Annotated in this window: 23 protein-coding genes and 1 tRNA gene; 10 read left to right on the top strand and 14 right to left on the bottom strand. The window is 69.4% G+C overall.

What is annotated here, in order from left to right:
- Window positions 1–246: 246 nt before the first annotated feature.
- From ACTFTM_RS03270 to ACTFTM_RS03235, 8 genes are all read left to right on the top strand, one after another.
- Window positions 247–891: a class I SAM-dependent methyltransferase gene (locus ACTFTM_RS03270; protein WP_449564383.1), complete on the top strand. Its 645-nt coding sequence runs from the start codon at window positions 247–249 to the stop codon at window positions 889–891.
- Between the two features lie 92 nt (window positions 892–983).
- Window positions 984–1,841, top strand: a complete 858-nt coding sequence (locus ACTFTM_RS03265) for a patatin-like phospholipase family protein (protein WP_449564382.1) — start codon at window positions 984–986, stop codon at window positions 1,839–1,841.
- A 96-nt stretch (window positions 1,842–1,937) separates the two neighbouring features.
- Complete coding sequence (locus tag ACTFTM_RS03260) at window positions 1,938–2,192, top strand: hypothetical protein (RefSeq protein WP_449564381.1); 255 nt, start codon at window positions 1,938–1,940, stop codon at window positions 2,190–2,192.
- On the top strand, window positions 2,189–3,517 hold the full coding sequence (eccD, locus tag ACTFTM_RS03255; protein WP_449564380.1) for a type VII secretion integral membrane protein EccD: 1,329 nt from the start codon (window positions 2,189–2,191) through the stop codon (window positions 3,515–3,517). Before ACTFTM_RS03260 ends, eccD begins: the two co-directional genes overlap by 4 nt.
- Before the next feature lie 13 nt (window positions 3,518–3,530).
- The gene (locus ACTFTM_RS03250) at window positions 3,531–4,469 is read left to right on the top strand and encodes a MinD/ParA family ATP-binding protein (RefSeq protein WP_449564379.1); all 939 of its coding nucleotides are present in this window, start codon (window positions 3,531–3,533) and stop codon (window positions 4,467–4,469) included.
- Window positions 4,470–4,481: 12 nt separating this feature from the next.
- On the top strand, window positions 4,482–8,438 hold the full coding sequence (gene eccCa, locus ACTFTM_RS03245) for a type VII secretion protein EccCa (RefSeq protein WP_449564378.1): 3,957 nt from the start codon (window positions 4,482–4,484) through the stop codon (window positions 8,436–8,438).
- Window positions 8,438–8,797 (top strand): hypothetical protein, encoded by a 360-nt coding sequence (locus ACTFTM_RS03240; RefSeq protein ID WP_449564377.1) that lies wholly within the window; start codon window positions 8,438–8,440, stop codon window positions 8,795–8,797. The genes eccCa and ACTFTM_RS03240 overlap by 1 nt, the downstream gene beginning before the upstream one ends.
- Window positions 8,794–9,756 carry a DUF6177 family protein gene (locus tag ACTFTM_RS03235; RefSeq protein WP_449564376.1) on the top strand — a complete coding sequence of 321 codons (963 nt, stop codon included), beginning with the start codon at window positions 8,794–8,796 and terminating at the stop codon, window positions 9,754–9,756. The genes ACTFTM_RS03240 and ACTFTM_RS03235 overlap by 4 nt, the downstream gene beginning before the upstream one ends.
- Window positions 9,757–9,761: 5 nt before the next feature.
- Here the strand turns inward: ACTFTM_RS03235 and ACTFTM_RS03230 are convergent, their stop codons facing one another.
- The 12 genes from ACTFTM_RS03230 to ACTFTM_RS03175 all read right to left on the bottom strand — a co-directional run bounded on the left by ACTFTM_RS03230 (window position 9,762) and on the right by ACTFTM_RS03175 (window position 18,263).
- Complete coding sequence (locus ACTFTM_RS03230) at window positions 9,762–10,343, bottom strand: dihydrofolate reductase family protein (protein WP_449564375.1); 582 nt, start codon at window positions 10,341–10,343, stop codon at window positions 9,762–9,764.
- A gap of 64 nt (window positions 10,344–10,407) precedes the next feature.
- On the bottom strand, window positions 10,408–11,247 hold the full coding sequence (locus ACTFTM_RS03225; protein WP_449564374.1) for a helix-turn-helix domain-containing protein: 840 nt from the start codon (window positions 11,245–11,247) through the stop codon (window positions 10,408–10,410).
- A gap of 35 nt (window positions 11,248–11,282) precedes the next feature.
- Entirely contained in the window at window positions 11,283–11,609 is a 327-nt protein-coding gene (locus ACTFTM_RS03220; RefSeq protein WP_449564373.1) for a hypothetical protein, read from the bottom strand.
- A 48-nt stretch (window positions 11,610–11,657) separates the two neighbouring features.
- Window positions 11,658–11,954, bottom strand: coding sequence for a hypothetical protein (locus ACTFTM_RS03215; RefSeq protein WP_449564372.1), 297 nt, complete (start codon window positions 11,952–11,954; stop codon window positions 11,658–11,660).
- Between the two features lie 92 nt (window positions 11,955–12,046).
- Window positions 12,047–12,742 carry a hypothetical protein gene (locus ACTFTM_RS03210; protein ID WP_449564371.1) on the bottom strand — a complete coding sequence of 232 codons (696 nt, stop codon included), beginning with the start codon at window positions 12,740–12,742 and terminating at the stop codon, window positions 12,047–12,049.
- Between the two features lie 266 nt (window positions 12,743–13,008).
- Window positions 13,009–13,701, bottom strand: coding sequence for a hypothetical protein (locus ACTFTM_RS03205; RefSeq protein ID WP_449564370.1), 693 nt, complete (start codon window positions 13,699–13,701; stop codon window positions 13,009–13,011).
- Window positions 13,702–13,883: 182 nt separating this feature from the next.
- The gene (locus tag ACTFTM_RS03200; protein ID WP_449564369.1) at window positions 13,884–14,180 is read right to left on the bottom strand and encodes a hypothetical protein; all 297 of its coding nucleotides are present in this window, start codon (window positions 14,178–14,180) and stop codon (window positions 13,884–13,886) included.
- A gap of 42 nt (window positions 14,181–14,222) precedes the next feature.
- Window positions 14,223–16,214 (bottom strand): hypothetical protein, encoded by a 1,992-nt coding sequence (locus tag ACTFTM_RS03195; RefSeq protein WP_449564368.1) that lies wholly within the window; start codon window positions 16,212–16,214, stop codon window positions 14,223–14,225.
- Window positions 16,211–16,570 (bottom strand): DUF6507 family protein, encoded by a 360-nt coding sequence (locus ACTFTM_RS03190; RefSeq protein ID WP_449564367.1) that lies wholly within the window; start codon window positions 16,568–16,570, stop codon window positions 16,211–16,213. The genes ACTFTM_RS03195 and ACTFTM_RS03190 overlap by 4 nt, the downstream gene beginning before the upstream one ends.
- A 38-nt stretch (window positions 16,571–16,608) precedes the next feature.
- Window positions 16,609–16,911, bottom strand: a complete 303-nt coding sequence (locus tag ACTFTM_RS03185; RefSeq protein ID WP_449564366.1) for a pore-forming ESAT-6 family protein — start codon at window positions 16,909–16,911, stop codon at window positions 16,609–16,611.
- Window positions 16,912–16,928: 17 nt separating this feature from the next.
- Complete coding sequence (locus tag ACTFTM_RS03180) at window positions 16,929–17,264, bottom strand: hypothetical protein (RefSeq protein ID WP_449564365.1); 336 nt, start codon at window positions 17,262–17,264, stop codon at window positions 16,929–16,931.
- Between the two features lie 657 nt (window positions 17,265–17,921).
- Window positions 17,922–18,263, bottom strand: coding sequence for a hypothetical protein (locus ACTFTM_RS03175; protein ID WP_449564364.1), 342 nt, complete (start codon window positions 18,261–18,263; stop codon window positions 17,922–17,924).
- 764 nt (window positions 18,264–19,027) lie between these two features.
- Here ACTFTM_RS03175 and ACTFTM_RS03170 point away from each other — a divergent pair.
- On the top strand, window positions 19,028–19,468 hold the full coding sequence (locus ACTFTM_RS03170) for a hypothetical protein (protein ID WP_449564363.1): 441 nt from the start codon (window positions 19,028–19,030) through the stop codon (window positions 19,466–19,468).
- Between the two features lie 146 nt (window positions 19,469–19,614).
- On the opposite strand, the gene ACTFTM_RS03165 is transcribed toward ACTFTM_RS03170, so the two are convergent.
- Window positions 19,615–19,691: transfer RNA gene (locus ACTFTM_RS03165), tRNA-Thr, on the bottom strand.
- Window positions 19,692–19,836: 145 nt separating this feature from the next.
- Here ACTFTM_RS03165 and ACTFTM_RS03160 point away from each other — a divergent pair.
- Window positions 19,837–21,573 carry a metallophosphoesterase family protein gene (locus ACTFTM_RS03160; RefSeq protein ID WP_449564362.1) on the top strand — a complete coding sequence of 579 codons (1,737 nt, stop codon included), beginning with the start codon at window positions 19,837–19,839 and terminating at the stop codon, window positions 21,571–21,573.
- A 105-nt stretch (window positions 21,574–21,678) separates the two neighbouring features.
- Here ACTFTM_RS03160 and ACTFTM_RS03155 read toward each other — a convergent pair whose 3' ends face one another.
- Window positions 21,679–22,518: a PSP1 domain-containing protein gene (locus ACTFTM_RS03155; protein WP_422737898.1), complete on the bottom strand. Its 840-nt coding sequence runs from the start codon at window positions 22,516–22,518 to the stop codon at window positions 21,679–21,681.
- Between the last annotated feature and the right edge of the window lie 122 nt (window positions 22,519–22,640).

The following is a 22,640-nucleotide window of genomic DNA, read 5'->3' as shown; positions in this document are numbered from 1 at the left end:
CCACGAGAGCGAGTGCGACGGCGCCCAACAGCACCGGGCGGCGGCTCATCGACGCTCGCCCGACGCCGAACCCGCAGCGCGTCGCTCGCCGACCGCGGGGCGAGCGGGCAGGTCGGGGATTCGGCGAAGAGCAGGTTTGGCACTGCGACTGTCGTTCATGGCGCTGACCGTACGCTCAGCAACCTCCGGCGTTGGTGGAGCCCCCGGGAACCGGTCACGGTCACCGTCGGCCGATAACCTTCCCTGGTGGACGGAGACGAATGGCTGGCTGACACACGCATCTCGTACGACACGGTGGCGGTCAGCTACGCGGATCTCGTCCGCGACTTTCTGGCGAGCGCACCCTACGAGCGGGCGGTGTTGGCGCTGTTCGCCGAACTCGTTCGCGCCGGTGGTGGCGGTCCGGTCGCGGACGTGGGCTGCGGAACGGGTCGCATCACCGCTCATCTGCGCGAACTGGGTCTTGATGTGTTCGGCGTCGACCTGTCTCCCGGAATGCTGGCGGTGGCCCGCCGCGATCATCCCGGTCTGCGGTTCGAGGTCGGCTCCATGACCGACCTCGACCTGGCCGACGGTTCGGTGGCCGGCCTGATCGCCTGGTACTCGCTCATCCACATCCCGGACCGGCAGCTCGGTCAGGTCCTCGCGCACTTTCACCGGGTGGTACGACCGGGCGGCCCGCTGCTGGTCGGCTTCCACGTGGGTGACGAGACGACCCTCAAGACCGAGGGGTACGGCGGCCACCCGATGCGGGTGCACGTGCACCGCCGCCGGCCGGCGCGGATGTCGGCCTGGCTCCGCGACAGCGGCTTCGCGGTCGAGGCCGAGATGACGCTCACTTCACCGGAGAGCAAGCTGGGCGGAATCGTCTTCGGCCGCCGGGAGCCCTGAGCCGTCGCAGCCGTTGTCAGCCCTTCGCGGCTCCTGCTACCGTCAAACTGCGAACGTCGTTAGCAGTAATGCGTCGGGAGGATGGAGGAGCGATGGCGGACGACCAGCGCCCGGTCTGGGTGCTCGGTGGCGGCGGAGTCGCCGGCATCGCCTGGGAGGTCGGAGTCCTCGCCGGTCTCGCCGACGAGGGGTTGACCGTGGCCCCGGACGCGGTGCTCATCGGCACGAGCGCCGGTGCCGTGGTGGGCGCGCAGATCGCCAGCGGCACACCCCTTCCCGAGCTGTACGAGCGCCAGCGGCAGGGCGTGCCCCACGAAACCGCGCCCGCGCTGGGCCTGCTCGCCCTCCTGCGGCTCGCCCGCGCGCAGATGTTCGCCCGCAGCCCCGAACAGGCCGCCCGGCGCCTCGGCCGACTCGCCCTCGCGGCACGCATCGACGAGCCCTCGCGGCAGCGCCGGATCGCCGAGGCCCGCCTACCGGACCACGACTGGAAGGACGCCGACCTCCGCATCGCCGCCGTGGACGTCGAGTCCGGCGCCCTGCGCCTCTTCACCCGGCACGACGGCGTGCCCCTCGTGGACGCCGTAGCCGCGAGCTGCGCGATGCCGCAGTCCGCCGCTCCGGTGACGATCGACGGCCGCCGGTACATGGACGGTGGCATGCGATCCAGCCTCAACCTGGACCTCGCACCCGGTGACGGCCCGGTGATCGCCCTCGCGCCCAGCACCGCCGCCATCGGGCCGTGGGCCCGGATCGAGAAGCAGCGGGCCACTCTGGACGCGGGTCGCCGGGTCGAGCTGCTGTTGCGCGACACGGCGTCCAAGCGCGCGCAGGGGACAGCCGTGATGGATCCGTCCATCGTGCCGGCGCTCGTGGCCGCCGGGCGGGACCAGGGTCGGCACGAAGCGCCACGGGTGGCCGCCGCGCTCGGCGCGACCAGCCACCCGTAGGGTCGATCGCCATCGACGCGTCGCCGCGGCGGTCTCTCGCGGCAACGCGTGATCGCTTGTCTCGATCACATTAGCGCCGGTGGATAGACTCGAGCCGTGGCCCGGGAATTCGACACTCAGCTCATCGAGTCGGTCGCGGTTCGCCGCGCCCGCATGCGTGAGCTGCTGCTCTGGGGCCGGCAGCGTCGCGTCCGCGCCACCGGTGACGGGTTCCGGTGGCTACGCCTGGGCCTGGTACTCGCGGCGGTGGCGTGCGCCGTCTGTGTGGGCTGGTCCTTCCTGCAGAACGTCGTCGCCGAGCAGCAGCGGGCACGTAATCCGGCACCGGTTGCGCCGACGGGCCCGCGATGACCGGCCCGCAGGCCCTCGCGTCCGCCGGTCACCTCAGTCGGGTGACCCTGGCCGGACCACACCGCCGCATCGACCTCGTGTTGCCCGCCGACGAGCCACTCGGCCTGCTGCTGCCCGAGGTCGTCGCTCTCGTGGGCCACCCGCCGACGGACGATTCGCGGGGCTACCAGATCAGCACCCTCGACGGCACGGTGCTCGATCCCGGCGGCAGCCTGCGGCAGGCCGCCGTTCCCGACGGCGCCCTGCTACGGGTCGACCCGATCTCGGAGGCACCGCCGGCGGCGATCGTCCACGACGTCTCCGACGAGGTCGGCGACGATCTCACGCGCCGACGCGGCCGGTGGGGCGACGTCCCGCGGACGTGGACCGCCACCACCGCCTGCCTGGTGGCCGCCGCCACGGCGGCGCTGCTCTCCGGCCCACGACTCGGTCCCGCCGTGGTCAGCGTCGTCGGCGGCGTGATCGCCCTGTCCGGCCTCCTCGTCGCGATCGCGGGCAGACGGGCCGTCGGGGTAGCGGTGCTGCTCAGCGGCGCCGCGATGGTGACGACCGCCGTTCCCGCCTGGACCGACACCCGCGCCGGACACCTGGCGCTGTGGGCCCTGGTGATCGGCTGCACCGTCCTGGCTTTGGGCGCGGCGACGGGCAACGGTCGCGCCGGCATCCTCGGCGGCGGGACGACACTCGTCCTAGTCGCGGGCTGGAGCATTCCGCTGCTGTTCGGCGTCCCCGACGAGCGGACCGCGGCGGTGCTGGCGATCGCGTCGGTCGGCGTACTGGGACTGCTACCCCGGTTCGCGATGATCACGTCGGGCCTCACCCGTCTCGACGACCGACGCAGCAACGACGAGCCGGTGAGCCGCGTATCCGTACAGGCCGCCGTCGACTCCGCGCACCGGGGACTGGCGGTCGCGGCGATCGCGGCGGCGACCTCGGCGGCACTCGCCGGGCTCGTCCTCGCGGCGAGGCCAGGTCCGTGGCGACTGGTGCTCGCAGCCCTGGTGGCCGCCGCCCTGCTGCTGCGGATGCGCGCCTTCCCGCTGGCGGCCGAGGTGGTGGCGCTGGTGGCCGGCACGCTGACCGTCGTGGGAGGACTGTTGCTGTGCTGGATACGCCAGCGACCCGACACGTGGTGGGCAACCGCCGTGGCGGCCCTCGGTGTCTGCGCGGTGGCCCTGGCGATCCTGGCGTACCGGCCGCCGCCACACATCCTGGCGCGGGGCCGGCAGATCGCCGACCGCGTCGAGGCCCTGACCGTGATGGCGCTGGTGCCCGTCGCCGTAGGGGTGTTCGGGCTCTACTCACGACTACTCGACACCTTCTGACGGAGGCGGTGGCATGAGCGCTCCACCGGTGCCGCGCACCGCGCCGCCGGCCGGTCCCCCGGTGGCGGAGCCGGACGACGTGCCGATCGCGCGCCGACCCCCCTCCGGCGACTCCCCGCTACGGCGTACCTGGCGCAGCGCCAGCCGGATGTTCGCCAGCGGCCGGCAGACCCGGGAACTCGCCGACCTCGCCGCCGAGGTGCAGGCGCCCGTACACACCGGTCGACGCATCGCGGTGGCCTCCGTGCAGGGTGGCGCCGGGAAGTCCGTCGTCTCCGCGCTGCTGGCGTCGGTGTTCGCGGCCCGTCGCGCCGATCCGGTGCTCGCCGCGGACGCCGACCCGTACGAAGGCTCACTGACCTGGCGGCTCGGCGTGCCGAGCGACCCGTCGCTGCACCGACTGGCGCCCGGCCTGCTCGCGGCACGAGGTGGCGACCTCCGCGAACTCGGACCACTCCTTCCCCGCACCGGCACGGGCCTCTGGGTGCTGCCGGGCGGCACCACCAACCCGAACCTGTGCACCGCGGTCACCCGCGCGCTGTCGCGCCTCTTCGCCGTCACCGTCACCGACTGCCCACCCGGCCTGGAGGCCCGCACTCCGGCCGGGGTGATGGCCGACGCGCACGCCGTGGTGCTCGTCGCGGCAGCCACACCCGACGGTGTCCGGGGCACCTACCAGGCGCTGCGCCGGATCGTCGACGACGGGTACGGGGCCTGGCTGGAGCGGGTGGTCGTCGTGCTGAGCGCGGGCACCCCGCACGGCCGCTCGACGCTGAACCAGAGCGCGGCACGTGAGCTGATCGGGCAGACCGGCGTACCGGTGGTGGCGCTGCCCTACGACCGTCACCTGGCCGCCGGTGCGCTCATCACGCCGTCGCGGATCGGCGAGGCGACGCTCGTGGAGGTGACCCGCGCCGCCGCGTTGGCCCTGGCCCGCGCCCGGCAGACGTGACCGGAGGACCTCATGTCGACGCGTATGGTGCACCGCCCCGCCCGGATGGCCCGCCCGATGGCCGCGATGGACCCACTCGTGCTGGACCCGCCACCGCAACTGCCCGACGGCAGATCCGCGATGGGGCTTCAGGCGCTGCTGCCGATGGCCGGCGCCGGGGTGGCCATGAGCATGATGATGTTTCTGCGCGGCTCCGGATTCGCGGCCCTCGGCGCGGTGGTCATGGTGGCGGCGTTGGGCGCCGCCGGGGCGATGTACCTCACCCAGCTGGGCAAGGCCGGCCGACAGCGCCGCGCGCAGCGCGAGCGTTACCAGGACTATCTGGAGGAACTGCGCGACCAGCTGCGCGAGACCGAGCAACGCCTGCGCGAGGAGGCGAACCTCCTCGACCCGCCGGTGAACCGGCTGCTCGACGTGATCCGCAGCCCCGCCCGGCTGTGGGAGCGCCGACGCGCCGACTTCGACTTCCTGCACGTACGACTGGGTGTGGGCGCGCTGCCCGTACGGCCCATCGAGCTACGCGAACAGAGCACGCCCACCAATCCGCTCGATCCGTTCATGCGTCACGAGGCGCGCTCCCTGATCCGCCGCTTCGCCCTGACACCGGGGCTGCCGCTGCGGGCGAACCTCGACTGCGCCGGGGACGTCAGCGTGATCGCGCCGAACCACGCGGAGGCGGTCGCCGTCGCCAGGGCGATCCTCGTGCAGGTCGCGACGTTCCACGCGCCGGACGACGTGGCGCTGGCGATCATCACCACCCAGGAGCGGGCCCGGGACTGGCGGTGGGCACGGTGGCTGCCACACCTGCTCGACCGGACCTCGATCGGACCATCGGGCCCGACCCCGCTGCTGGTCACCACGGCACAGGCGCTCGTCGAACTGCTCCGCGACGACCTTGAGGAGCGGGCCACCGGCGCGCTCAAGTCGTTGCGCCACGGTGTCGGGCGCTCCGAGGCGAAGGCCCGCAAGCGTCTGCTGGTCATCGACGACGCGCACGGCGAACTGGCCCGCGTACTGGCCAGCCCCGACCCGACGGTCGGTCTGGCCAGTCTCGGCGTCACCGTGGTGCACCTGCTCGCCGACCGGCTGCACGAGCCCGGCGACGTCTCCCGCCGGATCACCATCGACGGCGACTCGGTCACCCTGGAAGATCTCACCGCGTCCCCGCTGATGACCGTACGGGGCACCCTCGACGAGGCGCCGGGCCCGCTCGTGGAGGGCCTGGCCCGCAGCGTCGCGCCCCTGCGGCTGTCCGCCGACTCCTACGACGACGGCACCGGCACCCCACCGGCCGACTTCCGGGAGCTGTTGGGTCTGTCCGACCCCACCGACCTGGATCTGGCCAGCCTCTGGCGGTCGCGCGGGGAGCGGGACTTCCTGCGGGTCCCGATCGGGGTCGACCCCGTGGGCCGTCCGGTGCTGCTCGACCTGAAGGAGCCCGCGCAGCTCGGCATGGGGCCGCATGGGCTGTGCGTCGGAGCGACCGGTTCGGGCAAGAGCGAACTGCTGCGCACGCTCGTGCTCGCCCTGGCGGCGAGTCACCCGCCCGAGCGGATGGCGATGGTCCTGGTGGACTACAAGGGCGGGGCCACCTTCGCGCCGTTCGGTGAGTTGCCGCACCTGGCCGGACTGATCACCAACCTGGCCGCCGACGCGGCGCTGGTGGAGCGGATGTACACGAGCCTGGACGGCGAGGTGCAGCGCCGTCAGCAGGTACTCGCCGACGCCGGCAAGCTCACCGACATCACCGAGTACCACCTGCTCCGCGCCCAGGGTGAGCACGCCCACCTGCCCCCACTGCCCCACCTCCTCGTGCTCATCGACGAGTTCGGTGAGCTGCTCGCCGCCAAGGCGGAGTTCATCGACCTGTTCCTGCGGATCGGTCGGATCGGCCGGTCCATCGGCGTGCACCTGCTGCTGTCCAGCCAGCGCGTCGAGCAGGGCAAGATGCGCGGGCTGGAGAACTACCTCGCCTACCGGATCGCCCTGCGTACGCTCACCGAGATCGAGTCGCGCACCGTCCTCGACAAGGTCGACGCGTTCCATCTGCCGCCGCTGCCCGGGAACGGCTACCTGAAGGTCGACGTGTCGATCTACCAGCAGTTCAAGGCCGCCTACGTGTCCGGCCCGCTCGACGACGGCGCGGATGCCGAACTCGCCCCGATCGTCGGGCCTTTGGCGAAGCCGATGCCGGTGTTCGGCACCGCGCGCACCGACGCCGACCCGAGCGTGCCCGACGAGCCGACGGCGACCCGCCGCACCACCGGACCGACCCTGCTGTCCACGGTGGTCGGGCAGCTCGCGGCGGGCGGCCAGCGCGTCCCGGCGATCTGGCTGCCACCCCTGCCGTCCCTGCTCACCCTCGACGAGGTGGGCGGCGGGGTGGAAACCACGCCGGATGGCGTACGTCTGGGCATCGGCCCGCTCCCCGGCGGTGGTCTGCCCGTTCCGCTGGGTCGACTCGACGACCCGGCCCGCCAGTGGCAGGGCCCCTGGGTGTTGAACCTCGCCGCGAGCGGCGGCAACCTGCTCGTCCTGGGCGGGCCCGGCAGCGGCAAGACGACGGCGCTGCGTACCCTCGCGCTCGGCCTCGCCACCAGCTACCGTCCCACCGACGTCGGGATCTACGGCATCGACCTGCTGGGAAACGGCCTGTCAGGGCTCGCGGAGCTGCCCCACGTCGGCGGCGTCGCCGGCCGCGAGGACCGTGAGCGCGTCCGCCGTGTCGTCGACGAGGTCCACGCGATGCTCACCGGGCGGCAACGCATCTTCAGCCGGCACCAGTTCGACACGGTCGACGACCTGCGCAACGCCGACGAAGACGTGCGTACCGAGGTCGGCTGCGTCGACGTGGTGTTGCTGATCGACGGGTACGGGCAGCTCAACGCCGAGTTCGAAGGTCTCGAAGCCAAGGTGCACGGCCTGCTCGCCAGGGGCGGTCGCTACGGCATCCACGTCATCGGCACGGCCCGGCGATGGAACGAGGTCCGCGCCGCCCAGCAGGTCGCCTTCGCCAACCGCGTCGAGCTGCGACTCACCGAGCCCGCCGAGTCGAGCATCGACGGCAGGCAGGCCCGAGCCGTACCACCGGACCAGCCCGGCCGGGCGCTGACCAGCGAGAAGCTGTTCGCGCAGGTGGCGCTACCGCGCCTGGACGGGGTCACCGACCCCGCGGTCGCCGGTCTGGTCGCGGCGGCCCGCTCGGTACGGGCGGCCTGGACGGGTCCGCTGCCGCCGCCGGTGCGGGTCCTGCCCGCCGTGCTTCCCGTGGCCGACCTGGCCGGCACCCCCTCCGGTCACGGGGTGGTTCCCTTCGGCCGCTACGAGCACGACTTCTCCCCCGCAGTCCTCGACCTCTTCGGCCGCGACCAGCACCTCCTCGTGCTCGGGGACCCCCGGACGGGGAAGACGAACCTGCTGCGGCTGGTCGCCGAGGAGCTGATGAGCCAGTACGACTCCGAGGAACTGGTCTTCGCCGTGTTCGACCCGCGCCGCGCTCTCGCCGACGTGGTACCCGACGCCTACTGCGGTGGGTACGCCACGAATCCTGCCCTCGCCCAGCAACTGTCCAGGGCCGTCACCGACGAGCTGACGAAACGGCAGTCGCCCGACGCGGCACGTACCCGGATCGTGCTCCTCATCGACGACTACGACATCCTGGCCGCGTCGGCCACACAGCCGCTCGGCGCACTGGTGCCGCACGTGGCGGCCGGCCGCGACACCGGGCTGCACGTCGTAATGGCCCGCCGGGTGGCCGGTGCCTCACGCGGCCTGTTCGAGCCGTTCCCGCTGGCCGTGCGGGAGGCCGGCTGCCTCAGCCTGCTCATGTCCGGCGACCGGACGGAGGGCCAACTGTTCTCGGGCGTGCGGCCCATGGTCCTGCCGACCGGCCGCGCGCAACTGATCCGCCCCGGCGACGGTCCCCGCATGGTGCAGACCGCGTTCAGCGGTGAGACGAAGGAGCACTGATGACGTTCGACACGGTGGCGTTGTGCCGCGCCGAGCCCGACGCGGCCGCGATGCTCGGCGCCCTCCTCGCGGCCGGCTCCGAGCTGAAGATGGACACCGTCGAGGCGGCCGGGCTGGTGCAGCTGTTCGACCCCGTCGACGGGCGGCTACTGCTGAGCGTCGAGGCCGCGCGCCTGGTCCGCGTACCCGGCGAGGCGCAGCGGCTGCTGGGCCTGGCACCCGCCGACGACGTACCCGAGCCGGTGTGGTGGGTGGAGAGCCGGACGCCGGACGCGGACCCGCGGGCCGCGGACGTGGCCCGTCGCTTCACCGCCGCGCTGGTCGAGATCACGGGAGGGCTGACATGGGAGAGCCGATGAACGGCACGACCGACACGATCACCGACCGGGCGGTCGTCCTGCACCAGGACCGCGCGGTGGTCGGCCTGGCGCCGTGGCTCGCGCAGGCCGCCGTCGACGCGGTACGCGACGGTCTGCTGCTCCAGGTCGTCACGCCGGCCGACGGCGTCATCACGTACCCGTTCGAGACGATGCTCGCCCAGGCGCGGGGACAGTGGATCGTGCGGACCGGAGCGGAGTACCGCGACGGGCTCACCGGGTTGCCGCTGCGCTGGGACGGTCACCGCTTCGCCAGCTTCGACGGCGCGCGGACCGCTGGCTCCCTGCCCACCGACACGCCGTGGACGGGCGGCCTGGAGATACAGATCGTTACCGTGCATCCCGCCACCGAGGCTCTGCGACTGGGCGCCAGCACCGAAGCCGCCGTACGCGCCCTCACCGGCGCGGAGCCGACCGGATGGGGCGTCGCGGAGCCGGTCACCGAGCCGTGGTCACGCCACGAACTCACCGCGTTCTGTCGAACGCGTGCGCCGGCGCCCACCAGCCTGACCATCGTCGGCGGCGAACGCGGATCGGCGACGCTCGGGGTCCTGACGGTCGAACGCGTGGACGTCGGCGTCCGCGAGCAGCTCCGGCTGGCCGGCCCGCCCCTGTCGGTCGTCGACGCGGCGACGCTCGAAGGGCTCGCCGAGAAGCTGGCCGGTACCGCCCGCAGCATGATCGTGACCGTTCATCCGGGCCGCTCCGGCGGGCTGCGGTCGAGCACGCCGAGCATGCCGGCGCTGCCGTGGGGCATCCTCGTCGGCCACCACGAGAACCCCGTCGAGTCCGAGCACGAGGTGGTCGTCGGTCGCCCCTTCGGGCGGGGCGCCCGACGCGCGTGGTGGTATCGACTGGACGGCGGTCCGGGTGCTCCGTACGAGACACTCGGCGCGGTACTGCGTCGCTACGGGCTGGACCTGGGTACGGGAGCCTCCTAGACCGGTCAGCGGCGCACCCGGTAGCGCAGGTGCAGCACCCGGTTGCCCTGGATAACGACGTCGGGATCCTCCAACAGGTGCTGCGCGTTCACCGACCCGAAGTAGCGCTTCCCGGAGCCGAGCACGACGGGTACGACGTCCATGCGCACCTCGTCGACCAGACCCGCGGCAAGCACCTGGCCACCGACGTCGCCAGCGGCGACCTCGACCACGCGGTCACCCGCAAGCTCCTGCGCCCTGGCCACGGCCGCCTGGACGCCGTCCACGAAGTCAAACGGCGATGCCGGATCCCAGCCCTCGGGCGCCGGCCGGTGCGTCACGACGACCACGTGGTCGATCCCGCTCGGAGGCTTGCCGTCCCAGCCGTCCGTCATGTCGAAGACGTGGCGGCCGACGACCGTCACCCCGATCTGGTCCCAGTACGGCCGGATGTAGTCGTACGACGTCTGCGAGACCCTCACCATGCCGCTGTCGTCCAGCGGGACGTCACCGCTGGACAACCAGTCGAAGAGCGGTCCGGGCTGGTCGTTGTCGTCCGCGACGAAGCCGTCCACCGACACCGAGCTGTACATGACCACCGTGCCCACGGGCTCTCCTCTGCTCTGGGATGCCTCAAATTAGCGTGTCGTGAGCTGGTGCTCTTGTAAGAAATCAATCGACCGGGAGCGGCCAGCCGTCCAGCACGTGACCGGGATGCTCACGCAGGAACCGTCGCCGGACCTCGACGTACCGGGTCGGTGTGAGCCCGGTGAACGCCCGGAACTCGTGGCCGAAATGTGCCTGGTCGAAGTAGCCTGCGCCGCTGGCGAGCAAGGCCCAGTCGACCGGTTCGGCGGGGTCGATCGACAGCACGGTGGCGGCGAAGCGGTAGCTGCGGGCCAGCCGCTTCGGCGTGACGCCGACGAGATCCTTGAACCGTTGCGCCAGGTGCGTGCTGCTCACGCCGGCCGAGGCCCGCAGGTCGTCGATGGCCACTGCCCCGCTGGTCGCAGCGATGACGCTGCTCGCATGGCGAACCAGCCCCAGACCGGTGGTCTCGCACAGCCGTCGCACGAGTTCCTCCTCGAGCAGCGTCAGCATCTGGTGCGGTCCGTCCGCCGAAGACAGCCGGTCACGCAGTTCGGCAGTGGCGGGCCGGCCCCACACCTGCTCCAACGTCACCGGCCGGTCACACAGCTCGACTGCGGGCATCGGCAGGAACGGTGCCAGCCCCCAGGGCTTGACGTGCACACCGACAGACCGCGTCCACACTGGGTAGCCGAACTCCACGGCGCGGGTGGGAGTGGTGACGACGCAGCCGTCGACGTACTCGGCCGTCTCGATCTCGACGCCGGCACGGATGCGAAAGGGTGCCCCGAGGTTGACGATGAGCAGCGCCGCCGGCATCGGCGGCAGCATCAGTCGGGCGTACGGCGACGAACCCTCCAGGTAGTAGAGGTCGTCGATCAGTGCGTCCAGCGGCGGTCGCGGCACCCTGGACACGTACTCCACGTCGACAGTATCGCCGACGCCCGCTGCAAGTCGGTTCAGTCGATCGATTCGAGAATCTCCTGAAGGCCCCTGACCAGGTACAGGGGGCGAAAGCCCAGCCTGTGCAACTTCGCGAACATCTCTCTCGCGGCCGGCTCGTCCACCTCACCTCGCTGGAAATCCCGGACCGTCAACGCGTACGGCATGTCCTCGAAAGGGATCCCCGCGTCGTCCTCCAGGTCGTGACCCGCTTTGAAGTCGAGCGCGAGATCCTCCGTCCTGCCCAGGTAATCGGCGTAGGGCTTGTCCGACGTTTCGAGGGAAACAGCCACCCGCTCACGGTCCTCGGTGGACCCGAAATAGATCTCCACGTAGTTCGGCATCAGTGCGTCATCCGCCAATCCGGTCTGCTTCGCTAGGCAGTGCCGGCCCTAGACACCTCCGCGCACGTAGTCCTCGATCGTGATGTCGCCGTATTCGTCCCCGCCGACCTCGCGGTAGCCCGCGATCTCCTCGAAGTCCTCGTCGTCGCTGAACCTGACGACCAGCTCGGAGCCGGCGGTGTCGGCGAGGAACTTCCAGAGCGCCTTCGTGAGCTGCGGATCTGCGGAGGTCAAGTGGTTGCCGATGGAGAATCCGATGACCGTCCCATTCTGCTCTCTCAGCCGCTTACCAAGGCCGATCATCAACTGGCGCGACGGACACACCAGATAGCTCGAAACACTCACGATCCTCCTCGCTGCGGTGAAGCTGGGACGATCATTTATCGATGCAGCACCCCGTCGAGCGCAAGCTGCCGCTTCGGCCCGAACGCCCCTTGCTAGATCGGCTCGTGTTGGCGGTCGATGAACGAGCTCACGCTCTCCGCCTCGGCACGGGTCTTCTCGTGGAGGCCCGGATCGTTGACCAAGCGGTCGAAGTAGCCCTTCTCGTCCGGGCCGCTCAGTTCGAGAATCGCCGGGATGGTGATGATCGTCAGGCGCCACTGCAGGCGAGGCGTGGCCTCCTTGAGCAGGTCGACCAGCCGGGCTCGTTCCGCATCGTCCAAGTGATCGGGCCCCACCCGGCGGAGCCAGCGGATCAGACTCTCCGCCGCCCCCTGCAGGATGAAGAAGACCCACGATCGACCGATGCTGTCGATCACCTCGTCGGGTGGCGTCGTCCACGTGACGCCGAAGACGTCCTCCGGGTCAAGGTAGGCCTCGGCCCACTCGCGAACCCGCTCGGGCGTGACGTCGGCGAGGGTCGGCATCGACTGCTTGAGCCGTGCGTACAGGATGAACCAGTAGTCGTCGAAAAACGCCTTCGGAAGTCCCCAGTCGGTCTCGTCGCCGTAACGGTCCCGGACGTCCACCAGGTACGCGAGGCACGTCTCCAACGCCCGTAGGGCTTCGACCGGCTGTGGTGGGCTGGGCGGCAGCTCGCGCGTCACCTTTCCACGCTCGACGGGATCCGCCAGCCGCCACGGAACTGGCACTGTGGCCAGCATTTCGGGGGCAACCCAGGGCGCGGTCACTAATCAACTCCGTAGGGCACCAAAACCTGTCTCGCTCAACTATCCCCGACGAAGCTTTCGATTTGGGCCCCATCCCCAGCCCAACGATGGCGGCTGAGCATTTTGCCCTGGTCGTCGAACTCAAGGCGGGCGGCGAGGTTGCCGTTACGATGCCACTCCTGGTGGACGCCGACAGCCGTGCCATATCGGGCGCTGCCCTCGGTCCTGCGTTCGCCGCTCGGGTAGAACTCGGTGGAGAGGCCGTCCTCCAGACAGCAACGATGGATCTAGGTTCGTGCGCGCTTACTGTCGATGAGCCACCGCTTACTTGCCGCCTCGGCACGCGTCTTCTCGTGCAGATCCGGATCATTCGCCAACTGGTCGAAATAGTCACGCTCATCCGACCCGCCGAGACTCAGAATCGCCGGAATGGTGTGGATCGTGTGACGCCACGGCAGGCGCCGCGTGGCCGCCTTGAAAAGGTCGAGCGCCCTGGCGCGCTCCACGACATCCAAATGATCCCGTGCGACCCACCCGAACCAACGGAGCAGATCCACGGTCAGACCATTGATGATGAAAGTCGCCCACATCTGCCCGACCGCCTCGATGAGCTCGTCCGGGGGCTCGGTCCACGTGGCCTCGAGGATCTCCGCCACGTCGCCCTCCTGCAGCCAGTCACGCACGTTCGTACGCGTCACGTCAGCAAGGGTCGGCAGCCGCCGCTTGATCCTCGCCTGCAGCAGGAACCAGTCGTCGTTCAAGAACGCCTCAGGCAGCCCCCAGGTCGGGTCCTCACCATAACGAGCGGCCGAGTTCACCTGGAAAGCCAGACACGCTTCCAGCGCCGTGAGCGCCAGCGCCCGCTGCTCAGGATCGGGCGGCAGATCCCTGATCGTGAGGTCACCTGGACCTGGATCCGCCACCTGCCACGAGGGAGGCAGGCTGGCCATCAGTTCGGGCGGTACCAAAGAATCGCTCACAGATGTCAGCTCCGCAGGGCCTGAGGAAGTCACGCAATGCCAACTGAGGGTGACAGGCCAAGGAAGGGTCCTCGTCTCTGTCAGACGCGAGGGCAACTGGCGGAGACGGAGGAAAAGACCAACTCGGGGGTCACCCGGTACCGCCCAGGGATCCAGTTGTGTTGGGCGACGCGTTGCCGACCCTACGCTTCTCCGCTCAGATAGTCCTCGAACGTCACATCGTCGTACTCATCCCCACCGATCTCGCGGTAACCCGCGATCTCCTCGAACTCCGGGTCATCACTGAACTTGACGACCAGTTGGGCACCGGCGGTCTCGGCGAGGAACTTCCAGATGACCTGCGTTAGCTGCGGGTCCTCCGAGGTCAGATGGCTACCGATGGAGAACCCGGTGACCGCGCCACTCTCGTCTCTGAGCCGCTTACCGAGCCCGATTATCACCTTGCGGGACGGACACACCAGATAGCTCGAGATGCTCACGTCATTCCTCTCCGTGTGGCGCGCGAGACGGTCGTCGGTCGGCTACGACCGGGGCGGCAGTTTGGTGCCCAAATTGTACTCACCCAGCACGTTGCCAGCGGGGTCCCGGAAAATGACTTCGACGTCGGCGTACTCGGCCAGGCGTTCCGGCGTACGGCTGCCCTGGAACTTGCGGATCCACGTCTCCACATCGGTGCCCGGCCGGACCTGCACCCAGACCTCACCCGAACCGTCGAGTTGTTGCAGAGCCGCGTGCTTGACCTCCTTGTTGAAGGAGTTGTACCCCCCGGCGATCGACTTGTTCTCGCGGCCGAGCACCGTATTGCCGTCCGCATCCACGAACTGAACGTCCCCACCCTGGACACCCTCGCCAGCGACGCGCGGGGTGGTACCCGGCGGACCTCCGCGCAGCACCGCCTCCGCGTTCTCACGGGACATGGGGAAGTCCTTGTTCGAGTCCCCGATCACGTCGTCGACGAGACGCTGCTGCGTCGCCGGGTCGAGCGAGTCAAACACGTCCTGCCCGGCACCGTCGCGCGGCGGGTCATTGCCCGGCGGATCGTTCCCCGGCGGGTCATTGCCCGGCGGGTCATTGCCCGGCGGATCGTTCCCCGGCGGGTCATTGCCCGGCGGATCGTTCCCCGGCGGGTCATTGCCCGGCGGATGCTGACCGGGGGGATCGGTGCCTGGAGGATTGTCGCCTGGCAGATCCCCATCGCCCGGGCGGTGCGTACCCGAGGGATTTCCGCCGGACTCATTGCCGCCGTGTGGACCACCCGGGCCGTTGCCACCGTCCATGTGCATCGCGTCGCCACCGCGGACGTTGGGCATCTCGACGTCGAAGCCACGCCCGATCGGAACATCGCCGGCGATCGCCGGAACCAACCCGAGCTGCGGAATCTTGATGTCGAACTTCTTGGCGAAGTTGATCGCGACCTCACCGACGGTGGGTAGCTTGTCGAGCCAGTTTCCGGTACGGACCAGCGCGGCGCTGATCCGAGCGGCGGTGGCGCTGCCTCGGATGGTGTTGACCGCCGCGCCCGCACCGCGCAGCCCGGAACCGGCACCCTTGGTGCCGATGACCGCCGAGACGATGTTGAAGGTGGCCATTCCGGCCGCCTTCGACTTGTCCTCGCCCCAGGTGTCGTACGCGATGATGCTCTTGCCCGCGTTGAGCAGGAGATTTCCCGCCTCGCGCTGCTCCATGAACGGCATGCCGACCGTCTGGTCGATCACGATCGTCACCGGGTTGACGTAGATCGAGACCGCCCACACGAACTTGCCGAGCCCCAGCCACGACTGGCCGGCGGTACCCCAACTCCACTCGCCCGTGGTGGGGTCCCGGCCGATCAGGCCGCCCAGGTCTTCGAGCATGGTGACGAAGCTTTCGCCGATGCCGACGAAGTACGCCCCCACGTCACCGAGGAAGCCACGGTCGTGCTCCTCGTTGCTGCCCCAGGGCAGGGCGCCGTCCTCGCCGGCGGCGGCGTTGAGCGTGTCGGCGGTGAAGCCGTACTCGCCGTCCTCGGCCTGGCCGTCGGCGTTGTCGGCCCGATACTGGCGGCCGCCGTACAGTGCGTTGATGGTGTTGGCGCACTTGCGCTGCGCCTCGAAGAACGCGGCCACCTGCGTGTTCACGGCGGTGATCAGGCCGTTGTGCTTGTCGACCTTGCCCTGATCCTCGCGCCAGTCCTCGTCGTCCTTGACCGAGCCGACGAACTCCTCCGCCTGGCTCTTCAGCGCGGCGAGTTGAGCCTTGATCTCCCTGACCTCGGTGGCATACGTGGCCAGCGCAGCCCCGACGGCCTGGATGTCCTCGCCCACCGAGGCTGACACCGTACGCACCGGGCCGGTGGCGGCGAAGAGCTGCGTCGCCTCCGGCGCCTCGTACACCGCTGCCAGTCCCTGCCAGGTGCTGTCGACCGCCTGGCCGGTGTTGGCGAAGTCGACGCCGGCCGTCTTGACCGTCTGGGCGTGGGTGGCCAGCGCGTCCATGTTGCCGGGGATCTGCGGGATCTCCCCCGGGTTAATCATCGGGGCACCGCCCCACGACCCGGCCCCGGCATCGTGGCCGACGGGTCGGGTGCCGCCGCCGCGCTACGCTGCGCGTTCGCCGCCATTTCCAGGTCACCTTCGACGTAGGCGTTCGTCGCCTGCGCCGCTGCCTGCATGCACGCCCCCGTGCGAGTGAACACGAACTCGAGATCCGTCCGAATCGACTCGACGAAGCCCTGAAGCGCCTGGCCCACGATCTCCGAACTGGACTCGGCGGCAGAACCCTCCAGCCCCGAGTTCAAGCTCGTCATCTGCCCCTCGAAAGGCATGGCCGCGGCATGTGTACGAGTCAGGACGTCGCGCACTCCACCGGGGGAGATATCCCACGCGCTCACGCTCGTGCTCCCTCGTCAACAACTCGTCGGATAGCGACTCAGCCGATCGACTGCACCGCAGAGCGGGCCCGGGACAGCGTGGTGTTCGCCGTCTCGTCGTTCTTCGTCATGGTGGTCTTGACCAGGTCGATGATCGTGCGGACCTCGCCCGCTGCCCGGTTCCACCGTTCCTCGACGGTCCGGTACTCCTCGGACACACCGTCGGCCTGGAAGTCGGCCATCGCCGCCGCGACGTCGGAGCTGCGCTGCGAGATCACCGCCTCGAGTCGGGCGATGATGCCGGCGAGGTCACCCTGCACCTGCTGCGACGTGCCGGTGTCGAAACTACGTCGGTCTGTCATGACTGTCACTCCCCGTGTCAGCGGCTGCTGGAGAACCTGGCGGCGTCGAAGTTCGCGGAGCCCTCGGACGACCTGGCGTTGTCCGACATCTCGGTGTCACCCTGACCGAACGCGGAGTCCATCCCACCCTGACCACCCAGAATCGCGCCCAGGGAGGAGTTCAGTTCGGCGGTGATCGAATCGGCATTGGCCTTGAACGAATCGAACGCCACCCGCCCCGCGCCGTTGAAGTTCCCCTGCAACGGCTCGGCTGCGGCGATCAACTGCTTGATCAGAGAGCCGAGATCATCGGATGACCCCTGTGTCTGCTTGGTCAGACTGCCGAGCGTCTGTGCCCCCATGTCGAACTTCATGCCACCACTCCCGCTCCTCGACCGAACGTCCGCCATCAATGCTACGAGATCGACGCCACATCATCCTCAGTAGATTTCACGCGATATGGCGGAGGCCGAGGGGTGCGGCGGCACGGTGGTGCAAATTCGCTGTGCCGGCCGCCGTGGCGGCGTGGGTGTGTTGACCGCGTCTGGCGCGTTCACCCCCGGGCACCTACCGAGGGCCCGCTACCAGCGGTGGCCCTGCCCGTGATCACCGCAGCGCTCTGCGGGAAGCGACGCCGGCCAACAATCAAGCGGTGGGGCTGCGGGCACCCTGAGGTGGTCGACGTACCGACGAACGACAGGGCTGAGGTCCAGCAGATCTCGCTTGTGCGGGACCAGCTCGAACCAGGCGACGTTCTCTGTCCAGTAGCGGTAGACGAAGTGCTCGGAACTCGGACGTCCGTCCGGAAGCTTGCCGGGGCCATCCTCAGCGGCTCGTCGTCGTCCCCAGGCTCCCAGCTCGAACGCCGGCCGCAACGGCTGCACCACCTGTTCACCGTTACATGGAGCTGCCAGCACCGGCAGCCCTTGGTCGTATCCGAAGCCCGGAACGCGCATGCATGAGGGGTCGTCGCTGCTTGGCTCGCGGGTCAAGGGCTGGTGCACCTGCGTGTCGACAGCGGCATCGTGCAGCTAAAGCAACGATTCCCCACCATGACCAAGCCTGCCCGCCGACAAATGCGAGACCGCTTCATAAGATGGCACCGGAGCGCCGTACTCCTTCAGATGATTCCCCGCCTGAATCAGCAGTTCAACCACTGGCACGCCCACGTCCGGGGTCAATCCTTCCTTCCGGACGACGTTCAGATATTCCCGCACTTCTGCCAACCCTTGGGCATCGGTATGCACGGACGGAAGAGCCATGCGAAGGATCATTGCCATGCGACCAAGGCCATCGCTGGCCACCCATGTCAAGAATTTCCTGATTTCGTTGACATGCTCATTCTTCTGACTCTCGGGAAGTTGGTGGGCCATGAGACACCTCCTGCATTTCTGCTGGGCGAAATCGGGGCAGGCTCAACGGAGATGCCAAGGATCACCTCAGCCGTCCGACAAGGCTACCCCAGAATCACCGCCTTCCATGTCCCATGGAGGCAGGGTCAGGTCACTTGAGTTCGGCGCCATCTCCGCGCCCAAACCAGGGCAATTGCCCAGGGTTAGCTGCGAACCGGTGCGCCGTGGCCTGACCCGCCGGAACACTGCGGGCCGTGGAAGACCTGACAGGAACGTCTGCGTCGGTGGATCGCCGACGCGACGTGAGAGCGGACCGTCGCTGCCACGCCGGTTGGGTGGGGGCAAGAGAGCAGGTGCCGACAACGCGGTGGCTCTACCGAACCTGTTCCTCCATAAGAACGCGCAATTCGTTTATCCAGACCATCCAGACCAGCGGAACAAGGTTTGGCCGTTCCTGCCGGCAGCGAGGATCGCGAGCGGCTGACGTCATCCTCGTCGCGAGATGGACGTCTATGCTCTGCCACCGCGACTCAGCTACCCATTGCGTGCTGGAGTAACCGGGGGCGCGCGATGGTGGGCAGCTATCGGAGGTCGGCACGCTCAAAGGACCCCGCACTATCCGAGCGCCTCTCACTGGTCGGACAGCACGGAGAGGCCCCGCACCGCAAAAAGCGTCGCGTTTGCAAGTCCGAACCATCGGGCAGCAAGTGGCAGTGGCCACCGTTGATGAGTCGCACCTGGTTGAGTTCCGTTGCTCCCCCCGCCGACGCCTTGTCGGACTGGTCGTGGCCCTGCTGGTCATCGCCGCGGTCGTCGCCGCCACCACCATGCTCGGCGACCAGCGGCCATGGTGGGGATTGCTGCTGTTCTACGGCCCCATCGCCATCGCCTCCGGGGCTGTGGCCCGCCGGAACCGCAGGCGCCAACCCCGCCTGCCCCTACGGCTAACTGATATGGCGCTGGAGGTGACCGTCCCTGACGGCAGCACACTGGCAATCGACCTGTCCAACATCGCCCGCGCGAGGGTTCATGGATGGTTGGAACCGCGCCTGACGGTGGAGCCGGTAGACCCCCAACGCACCCGGCCGCCGCTGAAAGCCAATCAGTGGTGGGGACCCGGGCGAACCAAGCCGTACGACTTGATCGTTCCGATCGACTGGATGAGCCCCGGCCGCGACGCCCTGCGTCGCGAGCTGGCCCAGCGGTTGCCTGCCCGGACCCAGTGACGATCCACGCTTCGCCTTGCCGACCCTCCGGCACGGCGGGAGGGGACGCTGTGGTCCGGTGAGTAGGTTGGCTGCTCGACCTAGCGGCGAGAGGCAAAAGGCCCAGGTCATGATCGGCGATCAAGCCGGTGACCTGGGCCTTTCTATGGAGCCGCCTGACGGAATCGAACCGTCGACCTACGCATTACGAGTGCGTCGCTCTAGCCGACTGAGCTAAGGCGGCAACGATCAGCAAGTGTACGGCACCCCACGACCCAGGGCCGAGCGGGATACCCCTCGACGGTCCCACCGCCGCCAAACGGACAAGCGCCGCCATCCGGCAAATTACCGGACAGCGCTGCACGGAGAGCGGTACTACGCTGCGGCGGGTGACTGACGAACGCGACGATCACCAGGCACCGGCGGACGAGCAACCCGACGGAGAGCCGGCTCCTCGCCGCCCACGCTCCATCGACCCGCTGGAACTGGGCTTCACCCCGCGCAAACCGGTGCCGTGGCTGGCGCCGTTCCTGTTGATCAGCACCGGCATCCGGACGTTGCTGGCCATCCTCTTCGGCGCGTACCTCGACAAACGCGAACTGCAGAACGCCTTCGGCGACGGCATCTTCCGCCAGGCCGGGCCGGACGGCGGGCTCTGGCTCGACTACGTGGCCGACCTCGGCGACGGCTTCCACGCCACCTACTCCGTCGCGTACCTGCTGGCGCAGCCGGAGCTGACCGTGGACGGGCACCGCCTGCCCCGCGCGCAGACCCTGGTGATGGGTGGCGACCAGGTCTACCCGTCGGCGGCCTACGCGGAGTACGAGAACCGCTGCAAGGGCCCCTATCAAGCCGCGTTGCCGGCGACACCGCCCGAGGGTCCCACGCTGTTCGCGGTGCCGGGCAACCATGACTGGTACGACGGACTGACCGCTTTCCTGCGCCTGTTCGTACGCTCCCGGGACCGCAACTTCGCCGGCTGGCGTACCGGGCAGTCGCGGTCGTACTTCGCGGTGGAGTTGCCGGCCGGCTGGTGGCTGCTGGGCGTGGACGATCAGTCCGGCTCGTACCTGGACGACCCGCAGTTGGCCTACTTCGACGAGGTGGCCCGGCGACTCACCCCCGAGTCGAAGGTGATCATCGCGACGCCGTCGCCGACGTGGGTCAAGGCCGCCGACGACCCGACGGCGTACGACTCGATCGACTACTTCGTGCGTACGATCATCGACCCGACCGGGGCTCGGGTGCGGCTGCTGCTGTCCGGGGACCTGCACCACTACGCCCGCTACGCCGGCACCGACCGGCAGTTGATCACCTGTGGCGGCGGTGGGGCGTACCTGTACCCCACGCACAAGCTGCCCGAGCGCATCGAGGTGCCACCACGCGACACGCTGGCCCGCCGGGCCAGCCGCACCCAGCCGTACGACCTGGTGGCCCGCTACCCGGACGTGGCCCGCTCGCGCCGGTACGGCTGGGGGATCTTCGGTCGACTGCCGTTCCGCAACCCGGGCTTCGCCACCCTGCTCGGCACCCTGCACACCCTGCTGATGCTGGCCATGGCGGGTGCGACGGCGAACTGGGCCGACAGCAGCGATCAGCGGCTGTTCAGCGTACCGCTGGTGTTGATGGTGCTCGTGACGGTGATCGCGGCGATCCTCTTCGCCAAGCCGCCGAGCGCAAGCGGCAAGCGGCACGCGCGGCACTGGCTCCTCGGCGTCGGCCACGGTGTGGCCCATGTGGCCCTCGCCGCCGGCGGGGCCTGGGTCTGGTTGGCGCTGCCGTTCTACTACTGGCCGTGGCCGCTGCCGGCGGTCGCCGCAGTGGTGGTGTACGGCCCGGTCATCGGACTGGTGGCCAGCCAACTGGTCGCGGCGTACCTGCTGGTGGCTGGCGCCTTCGGGGTGAACGTCAACGAACTGTTCGCCGGTCAGGGCATCGAGGATTCGAAGTCGTTCCTGCGGCTGCGCATCGACCCGGACGGCACGCTGACCGTGTACGCGATCGGCGTCGACCGGGTGTCCCGCGACTGGCAGGTCAACTCCGACCAGACCCCCACCGCAAGCTGGCTGACGCCCAAAACCCCCCTGAACCCCCACCTGACGGAACCCCCGGTGGTCCTCACCTGACGGATCATTAGTTGATCAAGAGGTTCGCGTCATTTAAGGCCCGGATTTTGACGCGAACCTCTTGATCAACAAGGGCTCGACGGGGGCCGACCCGGGGGCGGGGGGTTAGGGGGTGTAGTGCTGGTCGTGTGCTTGGCGGGGGGCGCACACGGAGGCGCGGGAGCAGGAGCAGCGGGAGCCGTCGGCGTCGAGACGTACGGTCACCGCGTCACGGGGGACGCTGTGGCCGACCACCCGACCACTGCCCTCGGGCGTCGTCACCCGACTGCCGACGGCGGGCGCGGTCTCCTGGAAGCGCTGGTACAGCGGGTGTTCGTACTTGAGGCAGCACATCAGCCGACCGCATGCGCCCGAGATGCGCAGCGGGTTCAATGGCAGGTCCTGGTCCTTGGCCATCCGGATGGTCACCGGCTCGAAGTCGGTGAGGAACGTCGCGCAGCACAGGTCACGACCACACGAGCCGATGCCGCCCTGGACCCGGGCCGAGTCGCGCGCCGAGAGCTGGCGCAGCTCGACCCGGCAGTGCAGGGTGGCGCCCAGGTCACGGACCAACGACCGGAAGTCCACCCGGTGCGGGGCGGTGAAGTAGACCGTGCTGCGCTCGCCGCCGCCGTCGGCGGAGCCGAGCACATGGTCGACGGCCACCACCTTCATCGGCAGGCCGTGCGCGCGGATGAGCCGCTTGGCCGCCACCTTCGCCTCGGCCTTACGACGGCGTAACGCCTCGTCACGGCGCAGGTCGTCGTCGCCGGCCAGCCCCACCAGCCGGGGGAAGCCGTCGGTCTCCTCGCTCACCCACTGGGCGGCCCAGACGCACTCGGCAACCTCGGGCCCGTCGTCGGTCGGCACGAGCACCCGGTCGCCCACCTGCGGCCGCAGGTCACCCGGGTCGAGGTAGTAGAGGCGCCCGTACCGGTTGAAGCTGACCGCGCAGAGCATGCCCATCCCCCCACCCTACGACGGATCACGGCGAAGAACGCTGTGGGCGATACCTCGATAGCCATTCATGACCGTCGACTCGACCGATTGCCGGGCCACCCGTCGTGCCGATGATCCTCGCCCGGACG

The organism is Micromonospora sp. RB23 (assembly GCF_053585025.1).
The sequence above is the reverse complement of the archived record's forward strand: the minus strand, read 5'-3'. Positions and strand labels throughout refer to the sequence as shown.